Here is a 25,205-nt window from a genome sequence, read left to right on the forward strand (position 1 = left end):
CGACGGGGCCCGCGGTCACCCGGCCCGGTGCGGGGGAACCACCAGGTCGGACGTGATCGCGCGCACCGACGGGGCGCCCGCCAGGGCCATGGACTCGGCGAGGCCGGCCCGGTAGGACTCGAAGAGCGAGCGGACCCCCTCGGACCCGCCGGTCGCCAGGGCCCAGAGCACGGGCCGCCCCACCAGGACGGCCCGCGCGCCGAGGGCCAGCGCCGTCAGTACGTCCGTACCGGTGTGGATCCCGCCGTCGACCAGGACCGGGACGCGGTCGCCGACCGCACGGACCACCTCGGGCAGGGCCGCGGCCGTGGACACGGAGCGGTCCAGCTGGCGGCCGCCGTGGTTGGACACGATCACGCCCGCCGCTCCCGCGTCCACGCAGGCCGCGGCGTCGTCCGGCCGCAGAACGCCCTTGACCAGCACGGGGAGACCGGACTCCCGGGCGAGCCGGGCGATCGTCTCCGGGCCGATCGAGGGGTCCTGTTCCCATGAACTGCTGCGCGTGTCCAGGCCCACGTCGCGGCTGAGCCGGTCCTGCGCGGACAGCGGCAGCGGCCGCCGGACCCGGGGTTTGGCGGCCACGTACGGGGCGTCGACGGTCAGCACCAGGGCCCGGGCGCCCGCCGCCGCGGCCCGCTCGACCTGGCTCCGGGTCAGCTTCCCGTCGCGCAGGGCGTACACCTGGAACCACCACGGTCCGGCAGCGGCCGCCACGTCCTCCACCTCGCGCGTGGCCCTGGACGAGAGGACCAGCAGCGAGCCGGCCCCGGCCACGCCCCGGGCGGTCGCCACCTCGCCCTCCGGGTCCGCCATCGAATGGAAGGCGGTCGGGGCGGCGATCACGGGCGAGGCCAGCTCCGTGCCGAGTATCGCGACCGACGTGTCCAGCTCGGAGACATCGCGCAGTATGCGCGGCTTCAGCCGGTATTCCTGCCAGGCGCGATGGGCCTCGCCGAGGCTGATCTCCTCGCCGGAACCCGCCGCATAGAAGTCGTAGGCGGCGCGGTCCAGACGATCGCGTGCCGCTTCCTCAAGCTCCGGAACGCTGAGAGTTGTCCGGTTGATCACGTCGTGAATCTCCCTGTCCCTCGGGTCGGTCAGGGAGATCCTGCCGGAAGTCCTCCCGGCGAACCGCCGTCCGCAGTGACCTCGGCCGAATCCCGGCGGCTCACCTGCGCACCGAGCGGAGGTGGTCCTCCAGGGTCCGGCCCGGGGTCCAGCCGCGGGACCGGGCCCTGCCCGTGTCCAGGACCACCGAGTGGGCGAGCTGGTCCACCGCGTAGCGGCTCAGCGCCGGTTCGGCGCCGAGGCCCGTGCTCGCCAGGGCCTCCGCGAGCCGGGCCGCCGTACGGGCCACCCCGAGCGGCAGGTGCCGGATCCGGGCCCGTACGCCGTGGGCCCGCAGGACCTCCCGTACGGCCTCGTCGCGGCCGTACGGCTCGGCGTCCGCCACGTTGTAGGCGCCCGGAGGCCACAGCGCCGCCGCCAGAGCGGCGTCGGCGAGGTTCTCCACCGCCGTCAGGCTCAGCCGGACGTCCGGCCCCGGCAGCAACAGGGTCCCCGCCCGGACCCGGGACAGCAGCCGGGGCAGCAACTGCGTGTCCCCGGGCCCGTAGACGGCCCGCGGCCGCAGCACCACCGCCCCCGCGGCCAGCGCCAGGGCCTCGCCCGCCGCCTTGGTCCTCCCGTACGCGTTGAGCTGCCCGCCGCGCGGATGGTCCTCGGCGACCAGGCTCCGGTCGTGGCGCGGGTCGTAGACGCTGGCACTGCTCATCCACACCACCGGCCGCCCGCCCGCCGCCGCGAGCAGCCGCTCCGTACCGTCCACGTTGACCGCGCGCATCGACGCCTCGGCCCGCGAGCCGGGCGCCGGATCTCCCACGGCCGCCGCGCAGTGCACCACGACCTCCACGCCCGAGAGATCCGGTGCGCCCGACGCGGCGTCCCAGAAGCGGTGCTCGCCCACCGGGCCCGGTCTGCGGCCCAGGCACACCACCTGCTCCCCGCCCGCCGCGGCCGCGCGGGCGACGTGCCCGCCGCAGAAGCCGCTGGCGCCCGTGACGGCGATCACGACGCCGCCCGTACGGTCAGGGAACGCCAGCCGGGCAGGGCGGCCCGCCGGTCCACCCGGGCCCGGGCCACCACCGGGCGGTACGGGGCCAGCGCCCCGAGGACGTCGGCCAGCTGGACCTGGGCAAGCCGGGCCCCGGGACAGGCGTGCGATCCGGCCCCGAACACCAGCCGGGCGCTGCCCGGACCGGCCGGCCGCACGGCGTCCGGGTCGCGCCGGTGCGCCTGGGCGGCGTGCCGGGCCACCAGCAGCAGCCGGTCGCCGCCGCGCACCGGGCAGCCCCCGACCGTCCCGTCCGTCGCGGCCACCCGGGGCAGCAGCGGCGAGGCCGCGGTGACCCGCAGCAGCTCCTCGGCCAGCACCGGCCGCAGCGCCTCGTCGGCGGCCTGGTCCCACAGGTCCGCGTCGGCGCACCACGCCACGGCCCGGGGCAGCGCCGCGACCGTGGTGTTGACGGCGGCGACCGCCACCATCGCGGACAGGGCCCCGTCACCCGCACCGAGCAGCCGTCGCAGCCGCTCCGCGCAGCGGGCGGCCTCCGCCTCGGCGCCCGGGCGGCGCGGGCCGGGCAGGTGACTGCGTACGGAGGCGGCCGCGGCCTCGCCGGCCGCTTCCGCCAGCTCCCGCGGATCGGCGGCGGAGCCCAGCAGGGCGCACACCACCGACCCGGCCAGCTCCCGCGCCAGCCCGACGAGGTCCACCTCGGCGCCGCGAGCCAGCGGCGCGAGGCGGCGTAGGAGCAACGGCCGCCACATCGACCGCAGGTCCTCCACCCCCTCCGCCCCGAGCCCGCCCGCGAGAGCGCGCCGCTCGGCCCGGTGCTCCCCGCCCTCCTGGTCGAAGAGCACGCCCTCACCGCCCCGCAGCGCGGAGCGCGCGGCACCGCCCGTCGTCCCCGCCGCCGTACGGTCGAGCGGGAGCCGGGTCAGCGCCTGGCGGTAGGCGTCCGCGTCGTGCACCAGCAGGGTCCGCCCGAGCCGGCGCACGGCCCGCCCGCGCGTGGCGGCGAGCAGGGCGAACAGCAGCGGATGCGCGCCCAGATAGACCCGCCGGTCGCGCCTGCGGGCCCGCGCCTGCCCCCTCATGCCGACCCGCCCAAGTGTCGGGCCGCCAGGGCCGCCGTCGCCGCCCGGTCCGGTTTGCGCGAGCGCCCCGACAGCGGGATCCGGGCGAACACCAGCGCGTCGGGACGGGCGGTGCCCATCCGCCGCAGCGGGCCCGACAGCGCGGCGCGCAGCGCGGGTTCACGTACCCCGCGTTCCGGCTGCACGACGGCGACGAGCCGCTCGTCCCCCTCGCCCGCCGGGATCCCGACGAGCAGGGCCAGCTCCACCCCCGGTACGTGGAGGGCGGGTTCGTACAGCCCCGGGTAGATGTTCTCCGCCCGGCGCAGGACCATGTCCTTGGCCCTGCCTGCGAGGACGATCCGGCCCGCGCCGTCCAGCCGTGCCCGGTCGCCCGTACGCACCCACGCGTCGGGCTCCTCGCCCAGGTAGCGGTGGCGGGCCGCGGCCCCGGACAGGAGCAGCTGCCCGTCCGCGTCGGGCTTGGCGGTGACTCCGGGCAGCGGGGCGCCGACCAGGTCGCCCGGGCCGTCGAAGGCGGACTTCTCCCGGGCTTCGACCGCGGCGGCCGGGAACAGCTCGGTGAGCGCGTACACCCCCCAGGCCTGCGCCGCGCCCGCCTCCCGCACCCGTTCCAGCAGCCCGGCCCCGGCCGGGGCCGAGCCCGTCCAGACCCGGCCGTGGAAGCGGGCGCCCGCGCCCAGCGCGTCGCGCAGCACGGGCGGGGTCAGATAGGTGTCCTGGGGCCGCAGCCGGTGAAGTTGGCGGGCCAGTACCCGGGGGTCGCGGGCCGGGAGGGCGACGGGGGCGCCGCGCGTGAGGGAGGGGACCAGGACGAAGAAGGTGCCGCCGAGGACGGGCCGGTCCGGGGCGGCGTCGAACAGGGTGTGGACCGTGGCCATCCCGGCGGCCAGGCTCGACCGGGTGTGGACCACGGCGCGCGGCCGGGACGTGGTCCCGGAGGTGAACACGATCACCGCGTCGCCGTCGTGGTCCCGGTGGACGGGCACGCCCGTACGGGGCGCCGCCAGGTCCAGCGCGGGCGCGCAACCCGGCAGCCGGGGCCCGACGGTGGCGACCGGACCCAGCTCGGCGAGGTCAGGCAGCGCGAGCCGCGCGCGGCGGGCCAGCGGCCGGGCCCAGCCCGACACTGCCTGCGCGGCGGCGTCGGCCAGTACCAGCGAGGGCCGGGCCAGGGCGAGCCGGGCGCGCAGCACGTCGGGCCCCGCGCCGGGGTCGAGCACGGCCCCGGCGAGGCCCAGCCGCCACAGGGCGAGCAGCACGGCCAGGGCCCGCGGCCCGGGCCGGACGGCGACGCCCACGGTGTCCCCGGCGCGCAGTCCGCGCGCGTGCAGGGCGGCGGCGAACGCGTCGGACAGCTCGGCGAGTTCGCCGCGGGTGGCCCGGACCCGGGAGGTACCCGTACGGGTGGGGGAGAGTACGGCCGGCCGCTCGGGGCGGCTGCGCAGCGCGTGGTCGAGACGGTCGAGCATCAGCGGGGATCCGTTCCGTGGCTGCCGCTTCCCTGGTCGAGGTACCAGCGGGCCGTGCCCGCGATCCCGTAGGCACGCAGGCGCCGCGTGGAGTTCTCCACGACCATCTGCCGGCAGTGGACGATGCGGTCGGTGTGGCGGCGTACGGCGTTGAGGAAGAGCCGGTCGGTCGGCGAGGGGCGCCGGGGCATGCCGCCGACCGCCAGGTACAGCTCGGCGGTGATGGCCATGTTGTTCCCGGCGTGCATGCGGTACGGGGCCCGGAAGCCGTTGCGGCGCGCGTGCCCGGGCCGCAGCCGCCCGAACAGCGCGGCGAGCGCCACGAGCAGGCCGAAACCGGCCCGGCCCAGCGGGCCGTGCTCGTCGCGCCGGGCGGTGATCCGCCCGCACACCAGCCCGGGGCTCCGGGTGAGGGCGGCCCGCGCGGCGCGCGTCCAGCCGGGGCGGGGCAGGCAGTCGGCGTCCGTGCGGGCGAGCAGGGCCGCGCCGCGGCCGATCGCGTACCGGAAGCCGGTGTCCACGGCGGAGCCGACCCCCCTCTGCGGCTCCTCGATCACCTCCACCGGGAACGGCGCGCCCGCCGCGAACTCCCGGGCGATGGCGCCCGTCCGGTCCGCCGAGGCGTTGTCGACGACCAGCAGGGTGAAGTCCCGGTCCCGCTGCGCGGCCAGGGCCCGCAGGGTCTGCGCGAGGCGGGCCTCCTCCTCGTGCGCGGGCACGACCACCCACATCGGGCTGCTCACGACTTCTCCCAGACCATCGTCATGATGCTGATCCCGCCGCCGAGGCCCACGAACAACACCCGGTCCCCGGGGTCGAGTTCCGTGAAGACCCGGTCCAGCTGGATCCCGATGCTCGCGCTCGCGATGTTGCCGAGCTCGGGCACCGTCACCACCAGCTTCCCGGTCGGCACGCCGGTCAGCTCCGCGAACCGCTCCAGATACGGCACCGTCACCTGGTGCACCAGCACCTTGGCGAAGCCGTCCCAGTCCATCCCCGTCCGGTGCAGCGTCCGGTCGATGACGGCGGTGCCCACCTTCTCGAAGACGCCGCGCAGTTCGTGCCCGTCGCCGCGGAAGTAGGTGTGCTCGTCCCCGCGCGGGTGCCGCGAGCCGCCGCCCGGGATGCCCCCCACCTCCCAGTGCTCCGAGTGGGTCTCGGTGTCCACGTCGAGGATCCCGCCCCGCGCCACGGCCTCCACGACCACCGCCGCCCCCGCGTCGCCGAAGGTGTAGCCGGCGAAGCCGCTGCGGAACTCGGCGAAGTCGGCGGGGTCCTTGCGCACCGCCCGGCTCGGGGTCTCCCCGGTGACCACCAGGGCCCGCCGGGCCCGCCCGGAGAGGACCATCGACCGGGCGAGGTCGATCCCGTTCACGAAGCTGTTGCAGGCGTTGGTGACGTCCACGGCATGGGCCCGCGAGCCCAGCTCCGCCTGCACGATGTGCGCGGTGGCGGGCTCCACCATGTCGCGGGAGGCGGAGGCGAAGACCAGCAGGTCGATGTCGAGGGGGCACAGGCCGGCGGTGTCCAGGGCCCGGCGGGCAGCTCCCACGGCGAGCGTGGAGGCGTACACCCCCTCACCGGCGACGCGGCGGGAGAGGATCCCGGTGGCCTGCGTCAGCAGAGTCGGCGGCAGGGTGAGGCCGCTGCGGCGGGCCACCTCCCGCTGGAGGGAGTCCGAGGACAGGACGTCCTCGGGCAGCAGGCTGCCGACGGCGGTTATCCCGGCGCGCGGCCCTTGGTCACTTGGCTGAAAGGACATGCCCACACGATGACAAGCCGCCTTCTCCCGGGCCTGAGTACGGATGCTCAGATCGGCGCACAGGCCGGAATGAGTACCCCGGCCGGCGTTCTGCCCCCGAAGTGCAGTGACTCCGGGGGCTGTTGCGCTGCGAACGGTTCCCCTACCGTCTTCGCCAGACGCGCGGGCCGCCGGCGGTGACCCTTCCGTTCTCCGGCTGTACGGCCGGGCGTCGGACAGGGATCTCCGTCCGGTACCCCCGGGCCGCTGTCCTTGGGGCGCCCCTCGACACCCCCTTACCCGCAGAGGTCGTCACGCCATGGCAGAACTCAATCGCCGCAGGTTCCTGCAGATCGCAGGCGGCACCGCCGCCGCCGCGATGCTGAACGAGAGCATCGCGCGGGCCGCGGCCATCCCGGCCCAGGGAAGCACCGGCACGATCCAGGACATCGAGCACATCGTCGTCCTCATGCAGGAGAACCGGTCCTTCGACCAGTACTTCGGCGCGATGAAGGGCGTACGGGGCTTCGGCGACCCGCGGCCGGTCCTCCAGGACAACGGAAAGCCCGTTTTCTACCAGTCCAACGGGACAAAGGACATCCTCCCCTTCAACCCGCAGGTGGGCGACCTGGGGATGCAGTTCGTCGAGGGCCTCAACCACGACTGGGCCGGCGGCCACCAGGCCTACAACAACGGCAAGTACGACAAGTGGGTGCCGGCCAAGACGGCCACCACCATGTCGTACATGACCCGGAACGACATCCCGTTCCACTACGCCCTCGCCGACGCCTTCACCGTGTGCGACGCCTACCACTGCTCCTTCATCGGTGCCACCGACCCGAACCGCTACTACATGTGGTCCGGCTGCACGGGCAACGACGGAGTGGGCGGCGGGCCGGTCCTCGGCAACCAGGAGGCCGGGTACGGCTGGAAGACGTACCCCGAGCGCCTGGAGTCGGCCGGGGTCTCGTGGAAGATCTACCAGGACATCGGCGACGGCCTGAACGCGGCCGGCTCGTGGGGCTGGATCAGCGACGCCTTCCGCGGCAACTACGGCGACAACTCGCTGCTGTACTTCAACAACTACCGCAACGCCGCGCCCGGCAGCGCCCTGTACGAGAAGGCCCGCACGGGCACCAACGTCAAGGCGGGCGACGGTTACTTCGACCGGCTGCGCGCCGACGTGACGAACGGCACTCTGCCGCAGGTCTCCTGGATCGCCGCCCCCGAGGCCTTCAGCGAGCACCCGAACTGGCCGGTGAACTTCGGCGCCTGGTACATCTCGCAGGTCCTGGACGCGCTGACCGCGAACCCGGCGGTGTGGGCGAAGACCGCCCTGTTCATCACCTACGACGAGAACGACGGCTTCTTCGACCACGTCGTCCCGCCGTACCCGCCCGCCTCCTCGGCCTGGGGCCTGTCCACGGCGGACGTGTCCAAGGACCTGTACTCCGGGGGCGGCGGCTACGCGGCCGGCCCGTACGGCCTGGGCCCGCGCGTCCCGATGATCGTGGTCTCCCCGTGGAGCAAGGGCGGCTACGTCTGCTCCGAGACCTTCGACCACACCTCGGTGATCCGCTTCATGGAGAAGCGCTTCGGCGTGCAGGAGCCCAACATCTCGCCGTGGCGCCGCGCCGTCTGCGGAGACCTGACCTCGGCCTTCGACTTCAGCCAGGCGGACGCGACCCCCGCCGCCCTGCCCTCCACGGCGGGCTACATCCCGCCGGACCACAACGCCCACCCGTCCTACCACCCGGTGCCGCCGGCCACGGGCACCCTGCCCAAGCAGGAGGCCGGCTCCAAGCCGACCCGCGCCCTGGGCTACAGCCCGTACGTGGATGGCAAGGCCACCGTCTCCACGGGCAAGTTCACCCTGACCTTCGCCAGCGGTTCCGCCCTCGGCGCCCACTTCCACAGCACCTCGGGCAACCGTACGGACGGCCCCTGGCCCTACACGGTCGAGGCGGGCAAGACCCTCTCGGACACCTGGAGCACCAGCAGCTCCACCGGCAACCAGATCAACCTCACGGTGTGGGGCCCGAACGGCTTCCTGCGCACCTGGAAGGGCCCGGCGAAGAAGGCCGGTCCCGAGGTCACGGCCCGCCACGTGGACGCCGCCGGCAACCTGGCCCTCACCCTGACGAACCCCGGCTCGGCCGCGGTCAACCTCACGGTGACGAACGCCTACGGCGGCGGGGCCCAGACCTTCAGGGTCACGCCCGGTGCCACGGTCTCCCACACGGTGGACCTGCGCACGGCGGGCCGCTGGTACGACGTCACGGTCGTCTCCGACGCGGACGCCACCTTCCTGCGGCGGTTCGCCGGCCACGTGGAGACGGGCGCCCCGGGCATCTCCGACCCGGCGATCAAGACCGTCTGACCCGGTCCTCCGGTGCGCGCAGCAGCCGCCGTTCCAGGACCGGCAGGTCCTGGGGGCGGTGGCTGCGGGCGTGCCGGAGCAGCAGGTCGCGGGAGGTGTCCCCGACCCGGCGCCGCTTGGGGTGGCGGGTGGTGAACTCCTCGCTCACGAAGAACCGCACGGCCCCCTCCAGCCCGGCCCGGTCCGTCTCCCGCACCGCCCACGCCAGTTCGTCCGTGGCCGCACCGGCCAGCAGCCGCTGCGGACCCCGCTCGGCGAGCAGCCAGGCCGCGTCCCGGGGCTCCTTCCTCACGGCGCCCATCCAGCTGAACACCACGCCCAGTGGCACTCCCCGTGGCAGGTCCGGTTCCTCCTCGCCCGCGGCGAGGGCTTCTGCGTACGCCCGCAGCCCCGCGGGCGCCGCGGCCGCCCAGCGGGCCCGGTGCCGGGCAGGGATGCCGTCGGGGGACAGCGGGTCGAGCAGCCGGATCCACTCGGGGGTGACGACCACCCTTCCCGAGTCCTCCCAGCACATGCACTCGAACTCGTCGGCGCCTTCCTCGCGGTGGGGCGGCTGCAGGGCTCGGACCTCGGCGGCCTCCGCCGGGTCGCCGATCTCGTACGACCGGGGATGGTGCGGGTGTACGGCGCCGTCGACCCGGGGAAACGAACCACCCATGATCAGCGGCTCTGTGCGCGATGTCGGTTCCACCGGGTGATGGTAGGCCGGGCGGACATGCAAAAGCCCGTGGGGGTACGAGGAAAACCTCGTACCCCCACGGGACCGAAAGGGTGAGTGACGGGACTTGAACCCGCGGCCACCTGGACCACAACCAGGTGCTCTACCAACTGAGCTACACCCACCACGAAGGGCGGCGGACCGCCCGTTCGATGTGCAAGCACAGCATAGCCGATCAGACGGGTGGTCCCGCGACGCGTTATCCGGCGGACCGGCTGCCCGCGAGGGTCGCGGCCAGCCGGCCGGAGACGCTGTCCGTGCGGCGGGCGGCGTGCGCGACGGCGGCCGCGGCGAAGGCCCGGATGATCGGGTGCGGCCGCGTCCCGTCCCCGTGCAGCTCCGGCTGGAAGAGCGTGGCGAGGAAGAAGGGGTGGCCGGGCAGCTCGGCGATGCGCACCTGCCCGTCCTCGTCGTGGCCCGAGAGCCGCAGCCCGTGCGCGGCGAGCGCCGGCAGGTGCCGGGGCGAGGGTCCGTAGTTGCAGTGGTAGCGCTCCATCGACCGCTCCGCGCCCAGCGCGGCCTCGGCGAGCGAGCCCGGCTCGGTCCGTACGAGGCCCTCGTGCCCGACGAGCGAGCAGGCCAGCGGCGTGATCACCGGGTCGGCGGCCCCGGGGTCGTTCTCGGCGTGCGCCGCGTCGCCCTGCCCGCAGACCGTACGGGCGTACTCCAGCAGGGCGTGCTGGAAGCCGCCGCAGGTCCCGAGGAAGGGGATGCCCTCCTCCCGGGCCACCCGGATCGCGGCCAGCACCCCGGCCTCGCTGGCGTACGGGCTGCCGGGCAGCACCCACACCGCGTCGAAGCGGGCCGGCGTCCCGACGGCGGCCTCGGCCCCGGCGTCGCCGGTGGGGATCCAGTAGGCGTCGAGGACCAGTCCGTCCCGGGAGGCGAGGGCGTCGAGGAGGACCGGGATGCGGGTGTGGGACTTCACGTGCGGGGAGCGGTCGCCGACGAGGGCGATCCGGGCGATCGGTGCGGTGGTCATGCCGTTCATGGTGATCCCGGACCCCACTTCAGCGCCAACGATTGTTCCTGCTGGATCGATAAGCAGTTCTGATGACACCCTGATCACATGGACCCGCACCTGCTCCGCACCTTCGTCGCCGTGGCCCGGCTCTCCTCCTTCTCCGCCGCCGCCCGCGAGCTCGGCTACACCCAGTCCGCCGTGTCCCAGCACATCGCCGCACTGGAGGGGGACCTGCGGACCGAGCTGTTCACGCGCCGGCCCGTGGCACCCACCCCGGCCGGGGCGCGCCTGCTGGAGCACGCCGGACCGCTGCTCCTGCGGCTCGACGCCGCGCGGGCCGACGTCCTGCGGCTGGCCGCCGCTCCGCCCGGGCGGATCACCCTCGCCGCGTCCCCGCTCGCCGTCGGCCCCCGGCTGCTCGCGGCCCTGCCCGCCACCGGGGTCACCCTGCGGGTGCTGCCCCCGGTCGAGGTGCCCGCCGCCGTCGCCACCGGGGGCTGCGACCTCGGGCTCGTGGACGGCCCGGCCGCGCCCAGCGATCCGCTGCGGCTGCCCGACGTGGCCCCGCTCACCGTGACGGGCGTCGGCGAGGAGGAACTGGCCGTCCTGCTGCCCGACGGGCACCCCTTCGCCGGGCGGGCCGGCGTCCGGCTCGACGATCTCGCCGACGCGCGCTGGCTCGATGCCCCCGGTGTCGGCCTGCCGCTGACCGCCGCCCGCACCGGCGCCCGCTACGACGGCACCGACGTGCTCGCCCTGTGCGCCCTCGCGGCCGCCGGGCACGGCCTCGTGCTGCTGCCGCGCCGCGTCGCCGAAGCGGCCGCGGCGGGGGTCGCCGTACCGCTGTCCGCGCCCCGCCTGGTGCACCGTACGGAACTGCTCTCGCCCGGCGCCCCGACCGGCGCGGCCGCTGCCCTCGCCGTGCGGCTCACGGCAGGATCACCCGTATGACCCATGACACGGACAACGCCGCGGGCCCCGCCCCCTTCACCGCCGCCGACTACGCCGCCCGGATGGCCGCGGCCGCCGAGACCGCCGCCGACGCGGGCCTCGCCGGACTGCTGATCGCCCCCGGGCCCGATCTCACGCACCTCACCGGCTACCGCCCCACCGCCGAGACCGAGCGGCTCACCCTGCTCGTGCTGGCCGCCGGGCAGGAGCCGGTGCTCGTCGTGCCCGCCCTGGAGGCCCCGGACGCGGCCAAGGCACCCGGCGCCGCCGCGCTGTCCCTGCGGGACTGGACCGACGGGAAGAACCCGTACGCGGTGACCGCCCCGCTGCTGGACGCGGCCGGGCGCTTCGGGGTGAGCGACAACACCTGGTCCCTGCATCTCCTGGGACTGCAGCGGGAGTTGCCCACCACCTCCTACGTCCCGCTCACCGACTCCCTGCCCATGCTGCGCGCCGTGAAGGACGCGCGGGAGCTGGAGGCCCTCGCCGCGGCGGGGGCGGCCGCCGACGCCGCCTACGCGCAGATCCTCCATCTCCCCTTCACCGGACGGCGGGAGACCGATGTCGCCGCCGAACTGGCCTCCCTGCTACGCGTGCACGGCCACTCCCAGGTCGACTTCACGGTCGTCGGCTCCGGACCCAACGGGGCCAACCCGCACCACGAGGCGGGCGAACGGGTCATCCAGCACGGCGACATGGTGGTCCTCGACTTCGGCGGGCTGCACCACGGCTACGGCTCGGACATCTCCCGTACCGTGCACGTGGGCGAGCCGAGTGCCGAGGAGCAGCGCGTCCACGACATCGTCCGCGAGGCCCAGCAGGCGGGCGTGGCGGCGGTCCGGCCGGGCGTCTCCTGTCAGGAGGTCGACCGCGCGGCCCGCGCGGTGATCACCGAGTTCGGCTACGGCGACCGGTTCATCCACCGCACCGGCCACGGCATCGGCGTCACCACCCACGAGCCGCCGTACATGGTCGAGGGCGAGGAGCAGCCCCTCGTGCCCGGCATGTGCTTCTCCGTGGAGCCGGGCATCTACCTGCCCGGCCGGTTCGGGGTGCGCATCGAGGACATCGTGACCGTCACCGAGGACGGCGCGCGGCGCTTCAACCACGCGCCGCGCGAGCTGGCCGTCGTCGAATAGCGGTCCTCACGGGCCGAGCACGACCGCCGACTCGCCCGGCAGGTGGATCCGCCCGTCCGGGCCCGGGTGTTCGAGGGGCTCCCAGGCGGCCAGCACCCGCACCCCGTTGCGGCCGAGCGCGATCGTGGCCGGCTCCGGGGAGAGGTTCACGGCCACCCGTACGTCGCCCCGCCGGAAGGTGAGCCAGCGGCGCTCCTCGTCGTAGGCGACCCGGACCGCCGCGAGGTCCGGGTCGCGCAGGTCCGGGTGGGCGCGGCGCAGCGTCACGAGGGTGCGGTACCAGTCCAGCAGGCGGGCGTGGCCGGCCTGCTCGGGCTCCGCCCAGTCCAGGCAGGAGCGGTCCCGGGTGGCCGGGTCCTGCGGGTCGGGGACTTCTTCGGCCTTCCAGCCGTGCGCCGCGAACTCACGGCGCCGGCCGCTCCGTACCGCCTCGGCCAGCTCCGGGTCGGGGTGGTCCGTGAAGTACTGCCACGGGGTGCCCGCGCCCCACTCCTCGCCCATGAACAGCATCGGTACGAACGGCCCGGTCAGTGCCAGCGTCGCGGCGCACGCCAGCAGCCCGGGGGAGAGCGAGGCGGCGAGCCGGTCACCGAGCGCCCGGTTGCCGATCTGGTCGTGGGTCTGGGTGTAGCCGAGGAAGCGGTGGGCCGGGGTTCGGCGCCGGTCCACGGGCCGCCCGTGGGTTCGGCCGCGGAAGGAGGACCAGGTCCCGTCGTGGAAGAAGGCCCGGGTCAGGGTCTTGGCGAGGGCCGCCAGCGGGGTTTGGGCGAAGTCGGCGTAGTAGGCCTGGGACTCGCCGGTCAGCGCGCAGTGCAGGGCGTGGTGGAAGTCGTCGTTCCACTGGGCGTGCAGGCCCAGGCCCCCGTCGGCGCGCGGGGTGGTGGTGCGCGGGTCGCAGCGGTCGGACTCGGCGATCAGGAACAGCGGCCGGCCGGTCTCGGCCGCCAGCTCGTCCACGGCCGCGGCCAGCTCCTCCAGGAAGGTCAGGGCCCGCCCGTCGGCCAGCGCGTGTACGGCGTCCAGCCGCAGCCCGTCGATCCCGTAGTCGCGCAGCCAGGCCAGCGAGCTGCCCAGGAGGTAGGCGCGCACCTCGTCCGAGCCGGGCGCGTCCAGGTTCACCGCCGCGCCCCACGGGGTGTGGTGGGTGTCGGTGAAGTACGGGCCGTAGGAGGGCAGGTGGTTGCCGGAGGGGCCGAGGTGGTTGTGGACCACGTCGAGGACCACCCCCAGCCCGGCGGCGTGCGCGGCCGCCGTGAAGCGGGCCAGCCCGGCCGGGCCTCCGTACGGCTCGTGCACCGCCCAGGGGGCGACCCCGTCGTACCCCCATCCGTGCCTGCCGGGGAACGGGCAGACGGGCATCAGCTCCACGTGCGTGACGCCGAGGGCGGTGAGGTGCCCGAGGCGGGCGGCGGCGGCGTCGAAGGTCCCCTCGGGGGTGAAGGTGCCGATGTGCAGCTCGTACAGGACGGCGTCCTGGAGCGGGGTGCGCACCGGCCCGGCCCCCGGCGCGGGGAGGGCCTCGAAGTCGACCACCGCCGACAGGCCACCCGGCCCGTCCGGGAGCCGCCGGCCGCGCGGGTCCGGGCGGGGGGCGCGGTCGCCGTCCAGCAGGAACCCGTACCGGCTTCCGTCGGAGGCCGGGGCCTGGGCGGTCCACCAGCCGTCCCGCTCCGGATCGCGCGCCATGTCGTACGTCACGTCGTCGAGTCGCATGGCGACGTGACCTGTCAGCGGTGCCCACACCTCGAACTGCACGGACGTTCCCCTCGTCTCCGGCGGTGTCCAGCATGCGTATCCTGCCCATCATTCCGGGCGTGGCGGGGGAGTTCTGGACACTCCGGCCCCGACGGGCCGACAATCACCCTGTGACGTCGAGTTTTGAGTTCCCACCCTTCCCCGCGCCGCGGCTGTCCGATGCCGAGCGCGACCGGGCGCTGGGCCAGCTGAGAGAGGGCGCTGCCCTCGGCAAGCTGTCCCATGACACCTTCATGCGCCGGATGGAACTCGCCCTGGTCGCCCGCCGCTCCGAGGACCTGGCCGTCCTGACCGCAGACCTCCAGACACGCGAGGAAGCGACAAGTCCGTGGACCCGTCGGCTGTTCGGCTGGGTGGGGCGGGTCTCCGCCGTCTCGGTCGGCGTCCGGCGTGCCTGGGCCGCCGAGAAGCTGCCCAAACTGCTGCTGCCGCACCCGAGTGCGGCGGCCCTGCGGATCGGCCGCGACCCCGGCAACGGGCTGCGGCTCAGCCACGAGACCGTCTCGCGCGCGCACGCGGAGCTCAGCCTGCAGGGCGGGATGTGGGTGCTCAAGGACCTCGGCTCCACCAACGGCACCACGGTCAACGGGCGTCGCGTGACGGGCTCCGCGGTGGTCCGCGACGGCGACCAGGTGAGCTTCGGGAAGATGACCTTCCGGCTGTCGTCGAGCTGAGGCCGAGGGCGGCCCCCGCCGTGCCGCGCCGTGGCCCAGGATGGCGGGCATGGAACACAGCGCCGAACACACGCCCGTCGTACGCCGCGCACGCGTCGGGGACCTGCCCCGCCTGGTCGAACTCATCCACGAGCACGTCGCGTACGAGAAGTCGGCCCCGCGGCCGCCGGACCTCGCCGAGCGGCTCGGGCCGCAGCTGTTCGCCGAAGGGTCCTCGGAGGCACCCCCAGCGGTGGCCGGGGGAAAGTGGGTGCTGCTCGCCGAGACCCCGGACGGCGCGGTCGCCGGATACGCCGCCTGCTCGGCCGAGTTCGCCTTCTGGGACGCCCGGCACTACCTCCACATGGACTGCCTCTACCTGGCCGAGGAGGCCCGCGGCCACGGGCTCGGCGCCGCCCTGATGGACGGCGTGCGCGGCCTCGCCCGCGAGCTCGGCCTCGACCAGGTCCAGTGGCAGACCCCCGACTGGAACGAGGGCGCGATCCGGTTCTACGACCGGCTCGGCGCCACCGGCCTGCCCAAGCGCCGGTACGGACTTGACGTGGACTAGGCCGTCCCAGGTCGTCCTAGGTCGCCCTAGGTGGCCCGCTCGGTCGCCGTGAGGCGTTCGTACGTGGCCAGGACGGTCCGGGACTGGTGTTCCACCTGGGTGGCCACCGGGACCCAGCGGGCCTGGAAGCGGGCCGCGAAGTCCTCGCACCACCCCGTGACCAGCCGGTCCAGCCCGGGCGCTGCCGGGTGGCCCTGCGTGCGCAGCACCCGCAGCAGCATCGCGGCGGCGCGCAGCGACATGCGCCGCCCGAAGGCGTCGATGCTGGCGATGTACGCCGCCGTGGCCTCCGTGGGAGCCGCGGGGCCGGTCCACTCCGCGGTGATCCGGGGGATCAGCGCGAGCGTCCAGTCGACCGCGCGCAGCAGGGCCGCCGCGGCCGGGTCCGCGTACGGCGGCGGCCCGGGCGGGATCCCGTCACGGACACGGGCGACGAGCGCGGAGTCGCCGTCGAGCCGCGCCGCCAGCATCCGCAGGGCGCGGCGCGGGTCGGGGTGCGGGGCCGGGTCGTCCACCAGGTCGGAGGCCCACATGGGGACTTCGACGATCGCGGTGGTGCCGGCGTACCGGTGGGGGTGGTACCAGGTGCTGAGCCGGGTGTCCTCGGGGTGGAAGGCTCCGGCTGCCCCGCCCCCCGGCTGCGGTATCACGAAGATCCCGGGCCCGGGGGAGGGCCAGCCCGCGGCGTCCGAGGCCCCGTTCTCCACCGGGATGCGCAGCTCGGCGGCCGATTTGCCGAAGGGTTCGGCGAGGCCGGGTACGTCCCGGGTGAGCTGGACCCAGGAGCCGCCGAGGTCGGTGGCGTGCAGGGAGGCCTGGAGGACGGGCCGGAGTTCGTCGATGAGGCCGGTCAGGGCCAGGGTCTCGGGCGGCAGCCGGTCCGGGGCCAGTAAAGACGGCGCCCACTCGGGCTGTTCGGGTCCGGGGGGCCGGTAGAAGTGCCGGTGGTAGTCGAGGAGCGAGTACGGGCGGGGCGTGCGGTGCAGGTCCGCGCCGTCCGGGTCGGCGCAGAGCAGGAAGTGCCAGCCGCAGCCCGCCCGCGGGGCCGGCTCGCGCAGGAGGCGGCGGGCGAGGGAGAGGACGGTGGCGCCGCCGACGGGCTCGTTGGCGTGGGCCCCGGCGACGACCAGGACGTTCTGCCCGGGCCCGGCAGGGCCGACCGCGTCGACGGAGAGCAGCCAGAGGGGCTGCCCGGCCCGCGAGGTGCCGACCTGACGGATCCGCACCTCGCGGGGGTGTTCGTCCGCGAGTGCGCGGGCGGCCAGCGCGAGTTCGCGCGGTGTGGGATAGCACATGTCACGGAGGATGGTCACAAGGGATGCCATGCCCGCCGGGCCCGCCGCCTACTGCTCCGCGGCTCCCGTACTTCCGTCCGGGAGGGCCCCGGGCGGGGCGTGAAGCGTGCGGAACCGCTGGACGGTCCGGCCCGGGGTCACTGCTGGTGCAGGCCGCGGCCCGACAGGGTCAGGAAGGCCTCGCCCACCGCCTCCGACAGCGTCGGGTGGGCGTGGACGTGCCGGGCCACATCGCCCGGCTCGGCGTCCCAGCCCACGATCAGCTGGCTCTCCGCGATCATCTCCGAGACGTGCGGCCCCACCAGGTGCACCCCGAGCACCCGTCCGCCCCGCTCCGCGACCACCTTCACGGTGCCGCCCTGCCCGTGCACCATCCCCTTGGCGACCGCCGTCAGCGGCATCGAGTTCACCACCACGTCGTAGGCCGAGGCCCGGGCCTGCTCCTCCGTCAGGCCGACGGCCGCGGTCTGCGGCGCCGAGTACGTCACCCGCGGCACCGCCGCGTAGTCCACCGGAACGGTCGCGACTCCCGCCAGGGTCTCCGCCACCAGCAGCCCCTCCGCGAAGGAGGCGTGCGCCAGGCCCAGCGACGGCGGCGGCAGCAGGTCGCCCACCACGTGGATCCCCGAAACGGCCGTCTCCAGCCGGGACCAGTCGGCCGGCTCCACGAAACCCCGCCCGTCGGTGGCCAGCCCGGCCGCCGCGAGGTCCAGCCCGTCGGTGACCGGGACCCGGCCGACGGCCACGAGCAGCCGCTCGGCCGTCAGCTCCCGCTGCTCCCCGCGCGCGGTGCGCACGGTGGCCCGTACGATCCCGTCCTCCACCACGGCCCCGTCCAGCCGGGCCCCCGTCCACACGTCGATGCCGCGCTTCTTCAGGCCCCGCGCCAGATGCCGGGACACGTCGGCGTCCTCCAGCGGAACCAGTCGGTCCGCGGCCTCGACCAGCGTCACCTCCGCGCCCATCGAGCGGTGGAACGAGGCGTACTCCACGCCGATCGCCCCGCCGCCCAGCACCACCACCGACGCGGGCAGCCCGGGAGCGAACAGCGCGTCGTCGCTGGTCACCACCGTGCGCCCGTCGGGCTCCAGACCGGGCAGGGTGCGCGGACGGGACCCGGTGGCCAGCACGATCCCCCGGGCGGCGGTGAACTCCCGCCCGTCCGCGGTCCGGATGGACCGCGGGCCGGTCAACCGGGCGCCGCTGCGCACCACACGCACCCCCGCGTGTTCCAAGTGCCCCTCCACACCCTTGTGGTTGCGGGAGACGATGTCGTCGCGGGTGGCGGTCAGAGCCGCCCAGTCCACGGACTCCACGCGCGCCCGCACCCCCCACCGCTCGCGCGCCTCGGCTATGCCGTCCACGAGTTCGGCCGCGTGCAGCATGGCCTTGCTGGGGATGCAGCCGCGGTGCAGGCAGGTCCCGCCGACCTTGTCGCGTTCCGCGAGCAGGACGCTCAGGCCGAGGGCCGAGGCGCGCAGGGCGGTGCTGTAGCCGCCCGTACCGCCACCGATCACGATCACGTCCACCGTGCTGTCGTCGTTGGTCATGTATCCAGCCTGGCCCGCCCGTTCGCCGCGGTCCAAGGAAATGATCTTCTGGAGTCCATGCACGTTCTCTATGCTTCCCGGTCATGACTCTGCGCCAGATGGAGTACTTCCTCGCCGTCGTGGAGGAGTCCTCCTTCACCCGGGCCGCGGACTCCCTCCACGTCACCCAGCCCGCGCTGTCCCACCAGGTCAAGGCCCTGGAGCGGACCGTCGGCGGCGCTCTGCTGGAGCGCATGCCGCGCGGCGTCCGGCTCACCGCCATGGGCCGCGCCTTCCTGCCGCACGCGCAGCTCGCCGTCCACAGCGCCCGGCAGGCCGAGCGGGCCGCCCGCGCCGCCGCGGGCGTGGTCGGCGGCGAACTGCACGTGGCGACCGTCCACGCGGTGGCCGTCGGACTGCTCCCGGGCATCGCCGCGCGCTGGCGCGCCGAGCACCCGGGGGTGTCGCTGGTGCTGCGCGAGTACGGCTCCACCGAGGCCCTGGAGGAGCAGCTGGAACGGGGTGTCGCCGACGTCGCGGTCGGCCCGGAGCCCAAGGAGTGGACCGGACCGCTGCTCCGGGTCGGCCGGGAGGAACTCGTCATCGTCGTCCCCTTCGACGACCCCCTCGCCGGCCGGGCCGCCGTGCGCCTGGGCGAGCTGGCCGACCGTGACTGGATCCGCTGCGCCATGGAGCCGGTCGTCGAGGGCCGGCTCGTCCTCGACCGGGAGTGCGGCACGGTGGGCTTCACCCCGCGCACGGTGCTGCGTACGGAACACACCTCGACGGCCGTACGGATGGCGGCCGCCGGGGTGGGCGTGGTCATGGCCCCGGCCCACATGGTCCGGGGCGCCGTCGGCGAGGACTGCGTGCTGCTGTCGCTCGACCCCCCGTGGCACCGGTCGCTGGCCGTCTTCTCCCGGGTCCGGCTGACCGGTGCGGCGGAGGCCTTCGCGGACCTAGTCGTCGCGGAGCAGGACCCGCACGGGTGACAGGGCCAGTAGGTCCGCCAGGTCCGCCTCGCCCTCGTAGGCGAGGCCGGACGAGTTCCCGTCCATGTTCCCGTCCGTGTTCCCGTCCGCGTCCCCCCGGCCGCCGGGCAGGCCCGGCAGCGGGGTCCACCGGCCCGGCGGCAGCGGCAGGGCGGTCCCGCGCCAGCCTCCCGATTCCGCCAGCCGGTGCGAGAGGCGGGTGGTCACCGCCACCAGGCCGGGCGAGCGGGTGAAGGCCAGGCAGTGCTCCGCCGCCGCGCCCCGGGCCGGGAGCGGGGCGTAGCCGGTGAACAGCCCGGGCCGGGCCCGGCGCAGCCGCAGCAGGGCGGCCGTCAGCGCCAGCTTCTCCTCGGCCGGGCCGTCCGGGGCGGTCCCCGCGTCCAGCCGGGCCAGCGCCTCCCGCGGGAAGCGGACCGGGCGCCGGTTGTCGGGGTCCACCAGGGCCCGGTACTCGGTCTCGGCGCCCTGGTAGACCTCCGGGACCCCGGGCATCGCCAGGTGCAGCAGCGTCATGCCGAGCAGATTGGCGCGGGCCGCCTCCGCGAGGTCAGCGGGCAGGTCGAGCGGGCCGGGGGCGTACCCGGCCACGGTCGCCTCGTAGTCCTCGTCCCGGTCGGTCCAACTGGTGCGCAGGGCGGCCTCGCGGACCCCCTTGAGCAGTGCCTCGGCCAGCCGGGGCGCGGCCTGCGGGACCTGACCGAGGCCCAGCGCGGTCTGCCGGGCCGTCCACGCCAGCCGGGGATCCGGGCCGGTGACCGCTCCCATCGGCCCCGGCGCCTGCGACAGCACCGAGATCCGGGCCCGGACGTCCGCGCTGCGCTTGGTGTCGTGCGTGGACAGCACCGTTCCCGACCCGGGCCAGTCCCGGTCCAGGCGGGCGCAGTACGCGTGGAACTCCGCGGCCGGCACGGCCGGCCGTCCCGGATCCCCGCCGACCTCGGTGGCCGACAGCAGCGGCGCGTACCGGTAGAAGGCCCGGTCCTCCAGCGACTTGGCGCGCAGCGCGGCCGAGGTCTGGGCGAAGCGGGCGGCGAAGGCGGGATCGCGCAGCAGCAGCTCCCGTACGCCGGCCACCGCGGCCGGACCGTCCGGACCGGCCGCCGAGGCCGCCCGCTCCATGGCCCGCGGATCAGGCCCGTCATCGCCGGGATACGGCCGGTAGACCGGATAGGCGATCAGCAACTCCCGCACGGCGTCCGCCAGTTCCGGACCGGCCTGGCGCTCCAGCGCGCCCAGCTCGGCGGCCAGGTCACCGGTCAGCACCTCCCGCGCGCATGCCTCCGCCGTCGGCTCCCACTCCGGGGACGCCGTCGACTCCTCGTACCGCCCGGCCAGTTCGGCGGCGCCCGCCGGGTCGGTGAACACCCCGTCCACCCGGTACAGCGCGTCGTAGCCGGTGGTCCCCGCCACGGGCCACGCGGGCGGCAGCCGCTCGTGGGGGGCCAGGATCTTCTCCACCACCACCCAGCAGTGCGGCCCCGCCGCCGCCCGCAGCCGCCGCAAGTACCCCTCCGGGTCGGCCAGTCCGTCCACGTGGTCGATCCGCAGCCCCTCGGCCACCCCGTCCCGGACCAGCTCCAGCACCTTCGCGTGGGTGGCCGTGAAGACCTCCGGGTCCTCCACCCGGACCCCGATCAGCTCCGAAATGGTGAAGAACCGCCGGTAGTTGAGGGCGGTACGGGCCTCCCGCCACCAGGCGGGCCGGTACCACTGCGCGGCCAGCAGCTCGGGCAGCCCCAGCCCCGCGGTGCCCTCCCGCAGCGGGAACTCCTGCTCCCCGTAGCGCAGCACCTCACCGTCGGCCCTCAGGTCGCAGGACTCCACGGGCCCGGCGAGCACCGGCAGCAGCACCTGGCCGCCGCCCGCCTCCCAGTCGATGTCGAACCAGCGCGCGAACGGCGAGTCCGGCCCGTCCCGCAGGACCTCCCACAGCGGCCGGTTCAGCCGCAGCGGCGCGGGCACCGCCATGTGGTTCGGCACGATGTCGAGCACCAGGCCCAGCCCGTGCGCCCGGGCGGCCGCGCCGAGCGAGCGCAGCCCGGGCTCGCCGCCCAGCTCCTCGCGGACCCGGGAGTGGTCGGTGACGTCGTACCCGTGCGCCGAGCCGGGCACGGCCTCCAGCACGGGGGACAGGTGCAGGTGCGACACGCCGAGCGAGGCGAGGTACGGTACGGCTGCCTCGGCCGCCGCGAAGGGGAACTCCGGGCGCAGCTGGAGACGGTAGGTCGACGCCGGAGTGACAGGTGTCGGAACATCAGATTCCGATTGGACGCTTGACTGCGGCTGGCTCATGAGAACGTACGTACCCAGCCTGCCGGATTCCGTGCCATTACCCAATGCATCCGGGTGACTGCGCCGGGTTAACGTTGATCAAGTGGTTGGAACCGTCAACACCTATCGAAGAGTCATCGCCCTGACCGGGCCCCTACTCCCGCTCGTCTCATTCCTCGCCCGACTGCCCGTCGCGATGTCCCAGTTCGGAAGCGTCCTGCTGGTCGCCCAGACCAGCGGATCCCTCGCCGCCGCCGGCATCGTCGGAGGCACCCTCTCCGCCGGGCAGGTGGTCTTCGGCCCCGTCCTGGGCCGGCTCGCCGACCGCCACGGGCAGCGGCCCGTCGTACTCGGCGCCGCGGCCGTCAACGCCGTCGCGACCGCCGCTCTCGTCGCCGGGGCCCTGGGCGGCCTCGGCACCGTCCCGCTCGCCGCGATCGGCGCCGTCACCGGCGCCTCCGTACCGCTGATCGGACCGCTCGCCCGGACCCGCTCCGTGGCCCTGGCGCACCGCGCCGAGTCCGACGAGAGCGTGGTGGGCGCCGTCCACTCGCTCGAAGGCACCCTGGACGAGGTCTCGTTCGTCTTCGGACCCGCCCTCGTCGGCCTCGCCGCGCTCGTCGCGCACCCGGCCGTCGCCCTCGGCGGCGCGGCCGCACTCGTCGCCGTCTTCGGCACCGCCTACGCACTGCACCCCACCGCCGCCGTCACCGGGGGCACCTCCGGACGGGGTCCGGGGGAGCGGGGCGCGCGGGCGCGTACGAAGGGGGAGCGGGCCCGGCAGCCGCGCGTGGTCCACGCCGTCCGCGGCTCGCTCGCCCTCCAGGGCGCCATGTTCGGCGCCTGTCAGGCCGGAATCGCCGCGCTCACCGCCCAGTTGGGCGTCCCGGGCCAGGCCGGGATCGTCTACGCGGCCATGGGCGTCGTCAGCGCCGCCGTGGGCCTGGCACTCGGCGCGCTGCCCGCGCGTTTCGGGCTGCGGCTGCGCTGGCGGGCCGCCACGGGCGCCGCGCTGGTCCTGTCGGTGCCGCTGCTGTTCACCGACACCCTGTGGCCGCTGTACGCGGTCGTCACCGTGCTCGGCGCGGCCTACGCACCGCACCTGATCACCGCCTTCGCGCTCACCGAGCGCGTCGTGGAACCCGCCCGGCTCGCCGAGGCGATGGCCTTCGCCGCCAGCTCGCTGGTTGCCGGCCAGGCCGTCGCGCTCGCCGTCTCCGGGCGGCTCGCCGAGTGGTACGGGCCCGCCGGGGCCTTCTCCGTCGCCGTGGGGGCGGCCGCCCTGGCCCTGACCCTCGCCCTCGTCACGCGCGTGCCGTCCGCCCGCACCCGCGCCAAGGCGTTCATCCCCGCGCAGCAGACCGTCTCCCCGGCCGAGAAGGAGACCGGGGAGAGCGCGGACACCGGGGAGGAGCCCGCCGTCGACGGGAACGGCAGCTACGCCGGGCGCTGAAGCAGCACCAGGCACCGTCCCGCCAGCGCCACCCGGTCCCCGGCCGCGTACTGCGGCCCGGTGCCGGGTGGCAGTACGTCCGGGCGGGCGGTGTCCACCACCAGGCGCCACTGCGCCCCGTGCCCCGCCGGAATGGTGAAGTCCTGCGGATCGGCGCCCGCGTTGAACATCAGCAGGAACGAGTCGTCGGTGATCCGCTCCCCGCGGCTGCCCGGCTCGGAGATCGCCTCCCCGTTCAGGAACACCGTCAGCGCACGCGCGTGCTGCGCCTGCCAGTCGCGGGCCCGCATCTCCTCGCCGTGCGGGGTGAACCAGGCGATGTCGGAGAGCTCGTCGTGCGTGCCCTCCACCGGCCGCCCGTGGAAGAACCGGCGCCGCCGGAAGACCGGGTGGTCGCGGCGCAGCCACACCATCCGCCGGGTGAACTCCAGCAGCGCGGGGGCGGGTTTGCCGGGTTCGGGCCACTGCACCCAGGACAACTCGTTGTCCTGGCAGTACGCGTTGTTGTTGCCGCCCTGCGAGCGCGCGAACTCGTCGCCATGGCTGAGCATCGGCACGCCCTGCGACAGCATGAGCGTCGCCGTGAAGTTGCGCATCTGGCGTTCGCGCACCTCGACGACCTCCGGGTCCTCGGTCGGCCCCTCCACCCCGCAGTTCCACGACCGGTTGTGGGTCTCGCCGTCCCGGTTGCCCTCCCGGTTGGCCTCGTTGTGCTTCTCGTTGTACGAGACCAGGTCGTTCAGGGTGAAGCCGTCGTGGCAGGTGGTGAAGTTGATGGAGGCCAGCGGTCGCCGCCCGTCGTCCTGGTAGAGGTCCGAGGAGCCGGTCAGCCGTCCCGCGAACTCCGCCAGCGTGCGCGGCTGCCCGCGCCACAAGTCCCGTACGGTGTCCCGGTACTTGCCGTTCCACTCGGTCCACAGCGGCGGGAAGTTGCCCACCTGGTAGCCGCCCTCGCCCAGGTCCCAGGGCTCGGCGATCAGCTTCACCTGGCTGACCACCGGATCCTGCTGGACCAGGTCGAAGAACGAGGACAGCCGGTCCACCTCGTGGAACTGGCGCGCCAGCGTCGCGGCCAGGTCGAAGCGGAAGCCGTCCACGTGCATCTCGGTGACCCAGTAGCGCAGCGAGTCCATGATCAGCTGGAGGACGTGCGGGGAACGCATCAGGAGCGAGTTCCCGGTCCCGGTGGTGTCCGTGTAGTGCCGGGGATCGTCCGCCAGCCGGTAGTACGAGGCGTTGTCCAGCCCGCGGAAGGACAGGGTCGGGCCCAGGTGGTTCCCCTCGGCGGTGTGGTTGTAGACCACGTCGAGGATCACCTCGATCCCGGCCTCGTGCAGCGCCCGGACCGCCGACTTGAACTCCAGCACCTGCTGGCCGCGGTCACCCGAGGCGTAGCCGTTGTGCGGGGCGAAGAAGCCGATGGTGTTGTAGCCCCAGTAGTTGCTCAGCCCGTCGTTGACCAGCCGGTGGTCGTTGACGAACTGGTGCACCGGCATCAGCTCCAGCGCCGTCACCCCGAGCTTGGCCAGGTGCCCGATGACCGCCGGGTGCGCGAGCGCCCCGTACGTGCCGCGCAGCTCCTCCGGCAGGTCCGGATGCCTCATCGTCAGGCCCTTGACGTGGGCCTCGTAGAGCACGGTGTGGTGGTACTCGTGGCGCGGCGGCCGGTCATTGGCCCAGTCGAAGTACGGGTTCACCACGACCGAGCTCATGGTGTGCGGGGCGGAGTCCAGGTCGTTGCGGGAGTCGGGCCGGCCGAAGTGGTAGCCGTACACCGCCTCGCCCCAGTCCACGCTGCCGCTGATCGCCCGCGCGTACGGGTCGAGCAGGAGCTTCGCCGCGTTGCAGCGCTTGCCGCGCTCCGGCGCGTACGGGCCGTGGACGCGGAACCCGTAGCGCTGGCCCGGCATGATGCCGGGCAGGTACGCGTGCCGGACGAAGGCGTCCGTCTCGCGCAGCTCCACCGCGGTCTCCGAGCCGTCGTCGTGGAGGAGGCACAGCTCGATGCGTCGGGCGGCCTCGGAGTAGACCGCGAAATTGGTGCCGACGCCGTCGTAAGTGGCGCCGAGCGGATACGCCTGTCCCGGCCAGACCTGCATAGATAACGACTCTTCCCATTCTGCCCCGGCTGATCCGGCTGGACCACGTCCCTGCCAGATCTTCCC

20 protein-coding genes and 1 tRNA gene are annotated in these 25,205 nt (G+C 74.7%); 7 read left to right on the forward strand and 14 right to left on the reverse strand.

The genetic code is table 11. The annotated features are described in order from the left end of the window. Window positions 1–15: 15 nt before the first annotated feature. The 6 genes from OG429_RS29390 to OG429_RS29415 form a co-directional block, all read right to left on the reverse strand. The gene (locus OG429_RS29390; protein WP_328928257.1) at window positions 16–1,068 is read right to left on the reverse strand and encodes an alpha-hydroxy acid oxidase; all 1,053 of its coding nucleotides are present in this window, start codon (window positions 1,066–1,068) and stop codon (window positions 16–18) included. A gap of 100 nt (window positions 1,069–1,168) precedes the next feature. Next, a complete protein-coding gene (locus OG429_RS29395) occupies window positions 1,169–2,071 on the reverse strand; it encodes an NAD-dependent epimerase/dehydratase family protein (protein ID WP_328928258.1) in 903 nt (300 codons plus the stop codon). Then, on the reverse strand, window positions 2,068–3,156 hold the full coding sequence (locus OG429_RS29400) for a cytochrome P450 (RefSeq protein ID WP_328928259.1): 1,089 nt from the start codon (window positions 3,154–3,156) through the stop codon (window positions 2,068–2,070). The genes OG429_RS29395 and OG429_RS29400 overlap by 4 nt, the downstream gene beginning before the upstream one ends. Then, the gene (locus tag OG429_RS29405; protein WP_328928260.1) at window positions 3,153–4,628 is read right to left on the reverse strand and encodes a class I adenylate-forming enzyme family protein; all 1,476 of its coding nucleotides are present in this window, start codon (window positions 4,626–4,628) and stop codon (window positions 3,153–3,155) included. The genes OG429_RS29400 and OG429_RS29405 overlap by 4 nt, the downstream gene beginning before the upstream one ends. Next, window positions 4,628–5,371 (reverse strand): glycosyltransferase, encoded by a 744-nt coding sequence (locus tag OG429_RS29410; RefSeq protein ID WP_328928261.1) that lies wholly within the window; start codon window positions 5,369–5,371, stop codon window positions 4,628–4,630. Before OG429_RS29410 ends, OG429_RS29405 begins: the two co-directional genes overlap by 1 nt. After that, window positions 5,368–6,390 carry a 3-oxoacyl-ACP synthase III family protein gene (locus OG429_RS29415; protein ID WP_328928262.1) on the reverse strand — a complete coding sequence of 341 codons (1,023 nt, stop codon included), beginning with the start codon at window positions 6,388–6,390 and terminating at the stop codon, window positions 5,368–5,370. Before OG429_RS29415 ends, OG429_RS29410 begins: the two co-directional genes overlap by 4 nt. A 298-nt stretch (window positions 6,391–6,688) precedes the next feature. On the opposite strand from OG429_RS29415, the gene OG429_RS29420 reads away from it, so the two are divergent. After that, window positions 6,689–8,749, forward strand: coding sequence for a phosphocholine-specific phospholipase C (locus OG429_RS29420; protein WP_328928263.1), 2,061 nt, complete (start codon window positions 6,689–6,691; stop codon window positions 8,747–8,749). On the opposite strand, the gene OG429_RS29425 is transcribed toward OG429_RS29420, so the two are convergent. The 3 genes from OG429_RS29425 to OG429_RS29435 form a co-directional block, all read right to left on the reverse strand. Then, window positions 8,736–9,440 (reverse strand): hypothetical protein, encoded by a 705-nt coding sequence (locus tag OG429_RS29425; protein WP_328928264.1) that lies wholly within the window; start codon window positions 9,438–9,440, stop codon window positions 8,736–8,738. The genes OG429_RS29420 and OG429_RS29425 overlap by 14 nt on opposite strands. A gap of 79 nt (window positions 9,441–9,519) precedes the next feature. Next, window positions 9,520–9,592 (reverse strand) — tRNA-His (locus OG429_RS29430). Window positions 9,593–9,666: 74 nt separating this feature from the next. Continuing rightward, window positions 9,667–10,449, reverse strand: coding sequence for a CTP synthase C-terminal region-related (seleno)protein (locus tag OG429_RS29435; protein WP_328928265.1), 783 nt, complete (start codon window positions 10,447–10,449; stop codon window positions 9,667–9,669). Between the two features lie 87 nt (window positions 10,450–10,536). On the opposite strand from OG429_RS29435, the gene OG429_RS29440 reads away from it, so the two are divergent. Next, window positions 10,537–11,382: a LysR family transcriptional regulator gene (locus OG429_RS29440; RefSeq protein ID WP_328928266.1), complete on the forward strand. Its 846-nt coding sequence runs from the start codon at window positions 10,537–10,539 to the stop codon at window positions 11,380–11,382. Beyond that, on the forward strand, window positions 11,379–12,521 hold the full coding sequence (locus OG429_RS29445; RefSeq protein ID WP_328928267.1) for an aminopeptidase P family protein: 1,143 nt from the start codon (window positions 11,379–11,381) through the stop codon (window positions 12,519–12,521). Before OG429_RS29440 ends, OG429_RS29445 begins: the two co-directional genes overlap by 4 nt. Before the next feature lie 6 nt (window positions 12,522–12,527). On the opposite strand, the gene treZ is transcribed toward OG429_RS29445, so the two are convergent. Beyond that, on the reverse strand, window positions 12,528–14,276 hold the full coding sequence (gene treZ / locus OG429_RS29450; protein WP_328928268.1) for a malto-oligosyltrehalose trehalohydrolase: 1,749 nt from the start codon (window positions 14,274–14,276) through the stop codon (window positions 12,528–12,530). A gap of 110 nt (window positions 14,277–14,386) precedes the next feature. Here treZ and OG429_RS29455 point away from each other — a divergent pair, with 110 nt between their 5' ends. Beyond that, entirely contained in the window at window positions 14,387–14,950 is a 564-nt protein-coding gene (locus tag OG429_RS29455) for a DUF1707 and FHA domain-containing protein (protein WP_328928269.1), read from the forward strand. A gap of 49 nt (window positions 14,951–14,999) precedes the next feature. Continuing rightward, a complete protein-coding gene (locus OG429_RS29460; protein ID WP_328928270.1) occupies window positions 15,000–15,500 on the forward strand; it encodes a GNAT family N-acetyltransferase in 501 nt (166 codons plus the stop codon). A 26-nt stretch (window positions 15,501–15,526) separates the two neighbouring features. Here OG429_RS29460 and OG429_RS29465 read toward each other — a convergent pair whose 3' ends face one another. Both OG429_RS29465 and lpdA read right to left on the reverse strand, forming a co-directional pair. Beyond that, window positions 15,527–16,795 carry a M14 family zinc carboxypeptidase gene (locus tag OG429_RS29465; protein ID WP_328928271.1) on the reverse strand — a complete coding sequence of 423 codons (1,269 nt, stop codon included), beginning with the start codon at window positions 16,793–16,795 and terminating at the stop codon, window positions 15,527–15,529. 137 nt (window positions 16,796–16,932) lie between these two features. Beyond that, a complete protein-coding gene (lpdA, locus tag OG429_RS29470) occupies window positions 16,933–18,345 on the reverse strand; it encodes a dihydrolipoyl dehydrogenase (RefSeq protein ID WP_328928272.1) in 1,413 nt (470 codons plus the stop codon). An 83-nt stretch (window positions 18,346–18,428) separates the two neighbouring features. Here lpdA and OG429_RS29475 point away from each other — a divergent pair, with 83 nt between their 5' ends. Continuing rightward, complete coding sequence (locus OG429_RS29475; RefSeq protein ID WP_328928273.1) at window positions 18,429–19,316, forward strand: LysR family transcriptional regulator; 888 nt, start codon at window positions 18,429–18,431, stop codon at window positions 19,314–19,316. Here OG429_RS29475 and treY read toward each other — a convergent pair. Then, complete coding sequence (gene treY, locus OG429_RS29480) at window positions 19,284–21,608, reverse strand: malto-oligosyltrehalose synthase (protein WP_328928274.1); 2,325 nt, start codon at window positions 21,606–21,608, stop codon at window positions 19,284–19,286. The genes OG429_RS29475 and treY overlap by 33 nt on opposite strands. Before the next feature lie 82 nt (window positions 21,609–21,690). Here treY and OG429_RS29485 point away from each other — a divergent pair, with 82 nt between their 5' ends. Continuing rightward, window positions 21,691–23,040: an MFS transporter gene (locus OG429_RS29485; protein WP_328928275.1), complete on the forward strand. Its 1,350-nt coding sequence runs from the start codon at window positions 21,691–21,693 to the stop codon at window positions 23,038–23,040. Here OG429_RS29485 and glgX read toward each other — a convergent pair. Further along, window positions 23,025–25,139, reverse strand: a complete 2,115-nt coding sequence (gene glgX / locus OG429_RS29490; protein ID WP_328928276.1) for a glycogen debranching protein GlgX — start codon at window positions 25,137–25,139, stop codon at window positions 23,025–23,027. The genes OG429_RS29485 and glgX overlap by 16 nt on opposite strands. Between the last annotated feature and the right edge of the window lie 66 nt (window positions 25,140–25,205).

It is taken from the genome of Streptomyces sp. NBC_00190 (genome assembly GCF_036203305.1).
Classification (GTDB): Bacteria; Actinomycetota; Actinomycetes; order Streptomycetales; family Streptomycetaceae; genus Streptomyces.

What these genes read in the sequence shown, in the direction of transcription:
- OG429_RS29400 (WP_328928259.1), bottom strand. Translation starts at nt 3,156, where the DNA reads ATGAGGGGGCAGGCGCGGGCCCGCAGGCGCGACCGGCGGGTCTATCTG.
- treY (WP_328928274.1), bottom strand. Translation starts at nt 21,608, where the DNA reads ATGAGCCAGCCGCAGTCAAGCGTCCAATCGGAATCTGATGTTCCGACA.
- OG429_RS29460 (WP_328928270.1), top strand. Translation starts at nt 15,000, where the DNA reads ATGGAACACAGCGCCGAACACACGCCCGTCGTACGCCGCGCACGCGTC.
- OG429_RS29415 (WP_328928262.1), bottom strand. Translation starts at nt 6,390, where the DNA reads ATGTCCTTTCAGCCAAGTGACCAAGGGCCGCGCGCCGGGATAACCGCC.
- OG429_RS29465 (WP_328928271.1), bottom strand. Translation starts at nt 16,795, where the DNA reads ATGTGCTATCCCACACCGCGCGAACTCGCGCTGGCCGCCCGCGCACTC.
- OG429_RS29420 (WP_328928263.1), top strand. Translation starts at nt 6,689, where the DNA reads ATGGCAGAACTCAATCGCCGCAGGTTCCTGCAGATCGCAGGCGGCACC.
- OG429_RS29435 (WP_328928265.1), bottom strand. Translation starts at nt 10,449, where the DNA reads ATGACCACCGCACCGATCGCCCGGATCGCCCTCGTCGGCGACCGCTCC.
- OG429_RS29445 (WP_328928267.1), top strand. Translation starts at nt 11,379, where the DNA reads ATGACCCATGACACGGACAACGCCGCGGGCCCCGCCCCCTTCACCGCC.
- lpdA (WP_328928272.1), bottom strand. Translation starts at nt 18,345, where the DNA reads ATGACCAACGACGACAGCACGGTGGACGTGATCGTGATCGGTGGCGGT.
- glgX (WP_328928276.1), bottom strand. Translation starts at nt 25,139, where the DNA reads ATGCAGGTCTGGCCGGGACAGGCGTATCCGCTCGGCGCCACTTACGAC.
- OG429_RS29440 (WP_328928266.1), top strand. Translation starts at nt 10,537, where the DNA reads ATGGACCCGCACCTGCTCCGCACCTTCGTCGCCGTGGCCCGGCTCTCC.
- OG429_RS29405 (WP_328928260.1), bottom strand. Translation starts at nt 4,628, where the DNA reads ATGCTCGACCGTCTCGACCACGCGCTGCGCAGCCGCCCCGAGCGGCCG.
- OG429_RS29475 (WP_328928273.1), top strand. Translation starts at nt 18,429, where the DNA reads ATGACTCTGCGCCAGATGGAGTACTTCCTCGCCGTCGTGGAGGAGTCC.